This is a genomic window from Microbacterium sp. (assembly GCF_035277845.1).
GTDB lineage: Bacteria > Actinomycetota > Actinomycetes > Actinomycetales > Microbacteriaceae > Microbacterium.
Genome location: NZ_DATEJS010000069.1, coordinates 1 through 8,214 on the forward strand (window position 1 = coordinate 1; position 8,214 = coordinate 8,214).

Annotated in this window: 6 protein-coding genes and 1 pseudogene; 3 read left to right on the forward strand and 4 right to left on the reverse strand. The window is 72.0% G+C overall.

Features of this window, described 5'->3' with window-relative positions; translation table 11 throughout:
* The 3 genes and pseudogenes from VJR25_RS02960 to VJR25_RS02970 all read right to left on the reverse strand — a co-directional run.
* Positions 1–230 (reverse strand): annotated as a pseudogene (locus VJR25_RS02960) (urease accessory protein UreF); the annotation flags it as partial.
* A gap of 13 nt (positions 231–243) precedes the next feature.
* The gene (locus VJR25_RS02965; protein WP_414683711.1) at positions 244–1,944 is read right to left on the reverse strand and encodes an urease subunit alpha; all 1,701 of its coding nucleotides are present in this window, start codon (positions 1,942–1,944) and stop codon (positions 244–246) included.
* Positions 1,944–2,600 (reverse strand): urease subunit gamma, encoded by a 657-nt coding sequence (locus tag VJR25_RS02970; protein ID WP_324112369.1) that lies wholly within the window; start codon positions 2,598–2,600, stop codon positions 1,944–1,946. Before VJR25_RS02970 ends, VJR25_RS02965 begins: the two co-directional genes overlap by 1 nt.
* 79 nt (positions 2,601–2,679) lie before the next feature.
* Here VJR25_RS02970 and VJR25_RS02975 point away from each other — a divergent pair, with 79 nt between their 5' ends.
* The gene (locus VJR25_RS02975; protein ID WP_324112371.1) at positions 2,680–3,720 is read left to right on the forward strand and encodes an LLM class F420-dependent oxidoreductase; all 1,041 of its coding nucleotides are present in this window, start codon (positions 2,680–2,682) and stop codon (positions 3,718–3,720) included.
* A gap of 91 nt (positions 3,721–3,811) precedes the next feature.
* Positions 3,812–5,923, forward strand: coding sequence for a RecQ family ATP-dependent DNA helicase (locus tag VJR25_RS02980; protein WP_324112373.1), 2,112 nt, complete (start codon positions 3,812–3,814; stop codon positions 5,921–5,923).
* Positions 5,924–6,046: 123 nt separating this feature from the next.
* On the opposite strand, the gene VJR25_RS02985 is transcribed toward VJR25_RS02980, so the two are convergent.
* Positions 6,047–6,481, reverse strand: a complete 435-nt coding sequence (locus VJR25_RS02985) for an Lrp/AsnC family transcriptional regulator (RefSeq protein WP_324112376.1) — start codon at positions 6,479–6,481, stop codon at positions 6,047–6,049.
* Between the two features lie 124 nt (positions 6,482–6,605).
* On the opposite strand from VJR25_RS02985, the gene VJR25_RS02990 reads away from it, so the two are divergent.
* Entirely contained in the window at positions 6,606–7,964 is a 1,359-nt protein-coding gene (locus VJR25_RS02990; RefSeq protein ID WP_324112382.1) for a pyridoxal phosphate-dependent decarboxylase family protein, read from the forward strand.
* The last annotated feature ends 250 nt before the right edge of the window (positions 7,965–8,214 follow it).

Below are 8,214 nucleotides of genomic sequence, written 5' to 3' on the forward strand. Positions count from 1 at the left end.
GGGCCGTCGCTCGCGAACACGTGCCGGGCCACCACGGCGGTGCCGGCGTCCACCAGCGACGACGTCACGGCCCGGCCGCGGATCAGCGCGGGCACCTCGGACGCCGGCATTCCGCCCTGCAGCGCGGGCTCGACCCCGGCCGAGTGCGCGTGCCCGCCGGTGGGCAGACGCGCGTCGGCGAGCAGCATCGCGAGCGTGCCGGATGCCACGGATGCCGCTGTCGTCTCCATCGCGATCCGCGTCTCAGAACAGGGAGTACAACTGGGCGAGCGGCACCCGGTCGACGGGGGCGGGCTCGACGGTGTCGCCGTCGATCGAGATCGCGAACGTGTCGGGTCGGATGTCGATGCGGGGGAGGGCGTCGTTGTTCTTCAGGTCGGCTTTGGTCACCGCACGCGTGTCGCGCACCGCGACGAGCCTGCGTCGCAGACCGAGACGCTCCTCGAGCCCGTCGTCGAGGGCCGCGGGCGAGACGAACGACACCGACAGGTCGGCCCCGACGGCGTCCGCGAACGCCGGCCGCAGCAGGGTCGGCTGCGGCGTCGGGATCGACGCGTTCGGGTCGCCGAGCGAGCCCCACACGATGCCGCCGCCCTTGATCACGATCTCGGGCCGGATGCCGAAGAACCGCGGATCCCACAGCACCAGGTCGGCGAGCTTGCCCGGCTCGACCGACCCGACGACGTGGTCGATGCCGTGCCCGATCGCCGGGTTGATCGTGTACTTCGCGACGTACCGGCGGGCGCGTTCGTTGTCGGCGGGCAGCGCGGTCGAGAGCGCCCCGCGCCGGTGCTTCATCACGTGCGCCACCTGCCACGTGCGCGCGATGACCTCGCCGATCCGGCCCATCGCCTGCGCATCCGACGATGTGATCGACAGGGCGCCCATGTCGTGCAGGATGTCCTCCGCCGCGATCGTGGTGGCCCGGATGCGTGACTCTGCGAAGGCGAGGTCCTCCGGCACGGCGGGGTTCAGGTGGTGGCAGACCATCAGCATGTCGAGGTGCTCGGCGACGGTGTTGACGGTGTGCGGCAGGGTCGGGTTCGTCGACCCCGGGATGACGTTGGGCAGCGAGGCGATCGAGAGGATGTCGGGTGCGTGCCCGCCGCCGGCGCCCTCGACGTGGAACGCGTGGATGCCGCGCCCGCCGATCGCGTCGATCGTGGACTGCACGAACCCGGCCTCGTTGAGCGAGTCGGAGTGCAGCGCCACCTGCAGCCCCCACTCGTCGGCCGCGCGCAGCGCCGCGTCGATTGCCGCCGGGGTGGAGCCCCAGTCCTCGTGCACCTTGTAGCCGCCTGCACCGGCGAGCGCCTGCTCGCGCAGTCCCTCGCGCGACACGGTGTTGCCCTTGCCGAGCAGCAGCACGTTCACGGGCAGACGGTCGAGCGCGCGGTGCATGGTCTGCAGGTGCCAGGCGCCGGGCGTCACGGTGGTCGCCTTCGACCCCTCGGACGGCCCGGTGCCGCCGCCGAACACCGTCGTGATGCCTGTCGCGAGACCCTCGTGGATCTGCGACGGCGACAGCAGGTGCACGTGCGAGTCGATGCCGCCGGCGGTGAGGATGCGGCCCTCGCCCGCGATCACGTCGGTGGACGGCCCGATCACGAGGTCGGGGTGCACCCCGTCGGCGATGTCGGGATTGCCGGCGCGGCCGATCGCCGCGATGCGCCCGTCGCGGATCCCGACGTCGGCGCGCACGATGCCCCACCAGTCGAGCACGATGACGTTCGTGATGACCGTGTCCGGGGCGCCGTCGGCGCGGGTCGCCATGCCCTGGGCCATGGACTCCCGGATCGACTTGCCCCCGCCGAACACGGCCTCCTCGCCGCCGAACGTGAGGTCCTGCTCGATCTGGATCCACAGGTCGGTGTCCCCGAGCCGCACCCGGTCGCCCGTGGTCGGGCCGAACAGGGCGGCGTACCGTTCGCGATCGATGCGCATCAGCCGTCCCGCCCGTCATCGGTGCCGTGCCGCAGCTGGATGCCGGGCACCCGGCGTGCGCCGTGCAGTGCGACGGCGTCGAGGGTGCGGGACGCCCCGGGCTCGAAGCGCTGCGACGTGCCGGCGGGGATGTCGAGGCGGAAACCCTGCGCGGCATCCCGGTCGAACTGCAGGGCGGCGTTGGCGTCGGGGAGGTGCAGGTGGGATCCGATCTGCACCGGCCGGTCGCCGGTGTTCACGAACGTGAACGTGCGGCGCTCGTCGGCGGAGCGGTCGGCGTTGAGTTCCAGCGTCCCGGGCTCGATGTCGTATTCGCCGGGCACGACTCCGTGGCCGGGGGTCTGCCCGCCGGCATCCTGGATCGGCCAGTGCAGCGTCACGAGCTTGCGGCCGTCGGGGAAGGTCGCCTCGACCTGCACGTCGTGCAGCATCTCGGCGACGCCCGGCATGACGTCGTCGGTGGTGAGCACCTCGCGGCCTTCGACCATGAGGTCCGCGACGCGGCGGCCGTCCCGGGCCCGTTCGATGACCCATGTGCTCAGCAGAGCGACCGTCTCGGGATGGTTGAGCTTCACCCCGCGCGCATGTCTGTCACGGGCGACCATGCCCGCGACGGAGAGCAGCAGCTTCTCCGTCTCGCCGGGAGTCAGATGCATAAGGGGCACAGTACGCCCGGGTTTGTTACAGCGGGATGACGGCGGGGGAGCGCGGCCGTGACGGGTAGCATTTCGCCTCATGAGGATCGGGATGATGCTGGACTACGCGGGCGGGTTCCGCGAAGCCGCAGCCGAAGTGACACAGCTGGAATCCGACGGGCTCGAACTGGTCGTCGTGCCTGAGGCGTACTCGTTCGACGCGGTCAGCCAGCTCGGCTACCTCGCCGCGCAGACCTCCACGATCGAACTCGCGAGCGGCATCCTGCAGCTGTACACGCGCACCCCGTCGCTCACGGCGATGACCGCCGCCGGGCTCGACTTCGTCAGCGACGGGCGGTTCACGCTCGGCATCGGGGCGTCGGGCCCCCAGGTGATCGAGGGGTTCCACGGTGTGCCGTACGACATGCCGCTCACGCGCACCCGCGAGATCATCGAGATCTGCCGTGCGGTCTGGCGCCGCGAGCGCCTCGACTACGACGGCCGGGCGTACACGATCCCGCTGCCGGCCGACCAGGGCACCGGCCTCGGCAAGCCGCTCAAGCTCATCAACGAGCCGGTGCGCGCCCGCATCCCGATCGTCGTGGCCGCGCTCGGCCCGAAGGCGGTGGCGCAGGCCGCGGAGATCGCCGACGGCTGGATGCCGACGCTCTTCCACCCGGAGCGCTCGTCGCTGGTGTGGGGCGACGCGCTCGCCGACGGGATGGCCAAGCGCGTGGACACCCTGCGAGACCTCGACGTGTACGCGAGTCCCGCCCTCTCCATCGGCCCGCACGGCGACAGGGCGCTGTCGGTGGTCAAGGAGCACATCGCCCTCTACGTCGGCGGCATGGGCGCCCGGGGTCGCAACTTCTACAACGACGTCGCCACGGGCTACGGCTTCGGCGAGGCGGCCGAGACGATCCAGGATCTCTATCTCGCCGGCCGCAAGGACGAGGCCGTCGCCGCGGTGCCGGATGAATTCGCCCGCGGGATCAGCCTCGTCGGCACGCCCGACGAGGTGCGCGCCCGCCTCGACGCGTTCGAGGCCGCCGGCGTGCACACCCTCACCGTGACCCCGATCGCCCGCACCGCCGAGGAACGCCGCACCCAGATCGGCGCCCTCCTCGCCCTCGCCGGCTGACCCCCGCCCCCGCCCCCCGGTCGTTGAGCGAGCGAAGCGAGCCGAAACGCCCGGCCCGCCCGATGTCGGACCCATGAGGCATCCTGTGTGAATGACTCCGCACCCCGACACCGCCGCTCCGCCGATCCGCGACGCCGCGCGGGACGCCCTGCGCGCCCTCACCGGTCGTCCCGACGCGGACTTCCACGACGGACAGTTCGAGGCCGTCGAGGCGCTCGTGGCCGATCGCCGCAGGGCGCTCGTCGTGCAGCGCACGGGGTGGGGCAAATCGGCGGTGTACTTCGTCGCGACCCTGCTGCTGCGCCGCGCGGGAGCGGGACCCACGGTGCTCGTCTCGCCCCTGCTCGCCCTGATGCGCGACCAGATCGCCGCCGCCGAGCGCGCCGGCGTGCGGGCGGTCGCGATCAACTCCACCAACCCGCAGGAGTGGGGCGACGTGCGCGCCCGGCTCGAGCGCGACGAGATCGACGTGCTGCTCGTGTCCCCGGAGCGGCTGAACAACCCGGCGTTCCGCGACGAGCAGCTCCCCGATCTGGTGCGCCGGATGGGCCTGCTGGTGGTCGACGAGGCGCACTGCATCAGCGACTGGGGGCACGACTTCCGGCCCGACTACCGACGGCTGCGGGACCTCATCTCCCAGCTGCCGACGGACGTGCCTGTGCTGGCCACGACGGCCACGGCCAACCGCAGGGTGGTCACCGACGTCCGCGAGCAGCTGGCGACCGGCCACGTCGAGGTGCTCACGATCCGCGGCCCGCTGGCCCGGGCATCCCTTCGCCTCGGCGTGCTGCACCTGGCCAGCGCGCCGCAGCGGCTCGCGTGGCTGTCGAGCCACCTCGATGACCTGCCCGGTTCGGGCATCATCTACACGCTGACCGTCGCCGCCGCGGACGACACCGCCCGGCTGCTGCGGGAGCGCGGGCACGACGTGCGTGCGTACACAGGGCAGACCGACCCCGACGAGCGGGCGGAGTGCGAACAGGCGCTCAAAGAGAACGCGGTCAAGGCGCTGGTGGCCACGAGCGCGCTCGGGATGGGCTTCGACAAGCCCGACCTCGGGTTCGTGGTGCATCTCGGTGCCCCGTCGTCGCCCGTCGCGTACTACCAGCAGGTGGGGCGTGCAGGTCGCGCGACGGATTCGGCCGACGTGCTGCTGCTGCCGGCGGCCGAAGACCGCGACATCTGGCACTACTTCGCCACGGCATCCATGCCCGACCGCGACCGGGCCGAGCGCGTGCTCGCGGCGCTCGGGGATGCACCGGTGTCGACGCAGGCGCTCGAGGCGATGGTCGACATCCGGCGGTCGCCGCTGGAGCTCCTGCTGAAGGTGCTCGACGTCGACGGCGCGGTCCGTCGCGTGTCGGGCGGGTGGGTGGCCACCGGGCTGCCCTGGACCTACGACGGCGAGCGCTACGGCCGCATCGCGGCGGAGCGCACCGCCGAGCAGCAGCGCATGCTCGACTACGAGCGCACCGAGCAGTGCCGCATGGCGTTCCTGCAGAGCGCGCTCGACGACGACACCGCTGCGCCGTGCGGCCGGTGCGACGCATGCGCGGGGGCGTGGTATCCGACGGAGGTGAGGGCCGAGGAGGGCGCGGCCGCAGACGCGGTGCTCGACCGGGTGGGGGTGCCGATCGAGCCTCGCCGGCTCTGGCCGTCCGGGGTCGCGCGACTCGGCGTCACGGTCAGCGGGCGCATCGCGGCCGATGAACAGCCGGCCGAAGGGCGAGCGCTGGCCCGCCTGACCGACCTCGGCTGGGGCGGCACCCTGCGGCGGCTGTTCGCCGAGGGCGCGACGGATGCCCCGATCACTCCGGAGCTGCTGGCGGGCTGCGTCCGCGTGCTCGCGGGGTGGGGCTGGGAGCGGCGCCCCGTGGCGGTGGCCGCGGTGCCGTCCCGCACGCGCCCGCAGCTCGTGGCATCCCTCGCTCGGGGGATCGCGGAGGTCGGACGCCTGGAGTACCTGGGGGAGCTGGGCTCGGCGGACGGTGGTCCGACCGGCCGCTCGGGCGGCAACAGCGCGTTCCGCCTCGCCGGGGTGTGGGATGCCTTCACCGCCGCGCACCTGGCGATGCCGGACGGCCCGGTGCTCCTGGTCGACGACATCGCCGACAGCCGCTGGACCCTCACGGTCGCGGCGAGGGAGCTGCGCCGAGCCGGTGCCCCCGAGGTGCTGCCCTTCACCCTCGCCCTCCGCGCCTGACGTCCCCGCCGCCGCCCCATCTCCACCCCCGGTCGTTGAGCGAGCGAAGCGAGCCGAAACGCATTTCCCCCCCCGGTCGTTGAGCGAGCGCAGCGAGCCGAAACGCCTCGCCCCCCGCCGGCATCACACGGTCGCCGACGACAGCAGGATGCTCGTCTCGCTGTCGCGCACTCCTTCCAACGTGCGGATGACGCCGAGCACCGCGTCCAACGTGGCCAGGCCGTCACAGCTGAGCTCTGCGACGAGGTCCCAGCGGCCGTTCGTCGTGTGCAGCGCAGCGATCTCCGGGATGCCCCGCAGTCCGCGGACGACCTCCCGCGCATCCCGCCCCTCGACGGCGATCATGGTCACCGCGCGCACGGCGCTGTGCGCGGCCGGGTCGTGCACGCGCACCGAGAACCCGACGATCACGCCGGTCGAGAGCAGGCGCTCCAGGCGCTTCGAGACGGTGGTGCGCGTCACGCCCAGGCGCGCGGCGAGTGAGGCGACCGGCTCGCGCCCGTTCGCGCGCAGCAGCGCGATCAGACGTCGGTCCAGATCGTCGATGGGCGCGGTCATGCACTCAATGTACTGCGGTGATGTACAGAGTGCGCACTATCAATCCGAATTGACGCGTGTTGCTTATTGAAAAGCATCCACGCCCGTTTCTAGGGTTGGTGTCGTGACTGAGTCCTCCGCGCGCATGCATGCCAACACCCCCGACAACGCCCTGATCGTCGACTCCGTGCTGGGCTACGCCCGGCGCCGGCTGCTGTCCACGGACGTGCCGCTCGACAAGCCCGTCTCCGAGGCCGACCTGAAGCGGCTGGCCGGACCCACCGTCATCCCCGAGGGCATGGGCGGCGCCCGCGCCCTGGCCGTGTTCGAGCACATCCTGGCCCCCGCGTGCCTCACGATCGACCACCCCCAGTACCTCTCGTTCATCCCGGCGGCACCGACCAAGGCCGCGATCGCGTTCGATCTGGCCGTGTCCGCGTCGAGCCTGTACGGCGGCAGCTGGATGGAGGGCTCCGGCGCCGTCTACGCCGAGAACGAGGTGCTCGAGTGGCTGCGCACCGAGTTCGGGCTGCCCGAGGGCGCGGGCGGCGTCTTCGTGCAGGGCGGGACGATCGGCAACCTGTCCGCGCTCGTCGCCGCGCGGTCGCATGCCCGCGAGCGGCTCGCCGCGGCCGGCAAGCCCGAGCCCACGCGCTGGAAGATGGTGTGCAGTGCCGAGGCGCACTCGTCGAACAAGTCGGCCGCCAAGGTCATGGACGTCGACACGGTGGCCGTGCCCGCCGGTGACGACGGCATGCTGCACGCGGACTCGGTGCGGGCAGCGCTCGAGGAGTACGGCGACGCTGTCTTCGCCGTCGTCGCGACCGGCGGGTCGACGAACTTCGGCATCGTCGACGACATCGCGTCGATCGCGGCGCTCAAGGACGAATACGACTTCTGGCTGCACATCGACGGGGCGTACGGCCTCACCGCGATGCTCTCGCCGCTCGCCCGCGACCGGTTCGCCGGGGTGGAGCGCGCGGACTCCGTGATCGTCGACCCGCACAAGTGGCTGTTCTCGCCCTTCGACGCGTGCGCGCTCATCTACCGCGACCCCGAGATCGGCCGCCGCGCGCACACCCAGCACGCCGAGTACCTCGACACGCTCAACGACAAGCCCGAGTACAATCCGTCGGATTATTCGATCCAGCTCACCCGGCGCCCGCGCGGCCTGCCGCTCTGGTACTCGCTCGCCACGCACGGCACGGAGGCGTACCGCGAGGCCGTCACCGAGATCATCGCGCTGACCCAGCGCATCGCGCATGAGATCGCCTCGCGGCCGTACCTGACACTGGTGCGCGACCCGCAGCTGTCGGTGGTCGTGTTCGAGCGCGAGGGCTGGGACCGCGACGACTACGAGCGCTGGTCGGCGGGCCTGCTCGACTCGCAGCGCGCGTTCGTCGTGCCGAGCTCGCACGCCGGACGCCCGAACACGCGTTTCGCGATCATCAACCCGCTCACCACCTTCGAGCAGATGAGCGCGATCCTCGACACGATGGCCTGACCCGCCGGCTCCCGGTTCCCTGTCCCCGGGGCTCCGGTCGTTGAGCGAGCGGAGCGAGACGAAACGCGGGTCCCGCCTCCCGGTCCCCGGGTCGTTGAGCGAGCGGAGCGAGCCGAAACGCGGATACCGCTTCCCGGTTCCCGGTCGTTGAGCGAGCGGAGCGAGACGAAACGCGTCGACCACTTCCCGGTGGTCGAGCGAGCCGAGGGAGTCGAAATGCGGGTCCAGCCTCCCGGTCGTTGAGCGAGCG

What these genes read in the sequence shown, in the direction of transcription:
- VJR25_RS02965 (WP_414683711.1), bottom strand. Translation starts at nt 1,944, where the DNA reads ATGCGCATCGATCGCGAACGGTACGCCGCCCTGTTCGGCCCGACCACG.
- VJR25_RS02970 (WP_324112369.1), bottom strand. Translation starts at nt 2,600, where the DNA reads ATGCATCTGACTCCCGGCGAGACGGAGAAGCTGCTGCTCTCCGTCGCG.
- VJR25_RS02975 (WP_324112371.1), top strand. Translation starts at nt 2,680, where the DNA reads ATGAGGATCGGGATGATGCTGGACTACGCGGGCGGGTTCCGCGAAGCC.
- VJR25_RS02980 (WP_324112373.1), top strand. Translation starts at nt 3,812, where the DNA reads ATGACTCCGCACCCCGACACCGCCGCTCCGCCGATCCGCGACGCCGCG.
- VJR25_RS02985 (WP_324112376.1), bottom strand. Translation starts at nt 6,481, where the DNA reads ATGACCGCGCCCATCGACGATCTGGACCGACGTCTGATCGCGCTGCTG.
- VJR25_RS02990 (WP_324112382.1), top strand. Translation starts at nt 6,606, where the DNA reads ATGCATGCCAACACCCCCGACAACGCCCTGATCGTCGACTCCGTGCTG.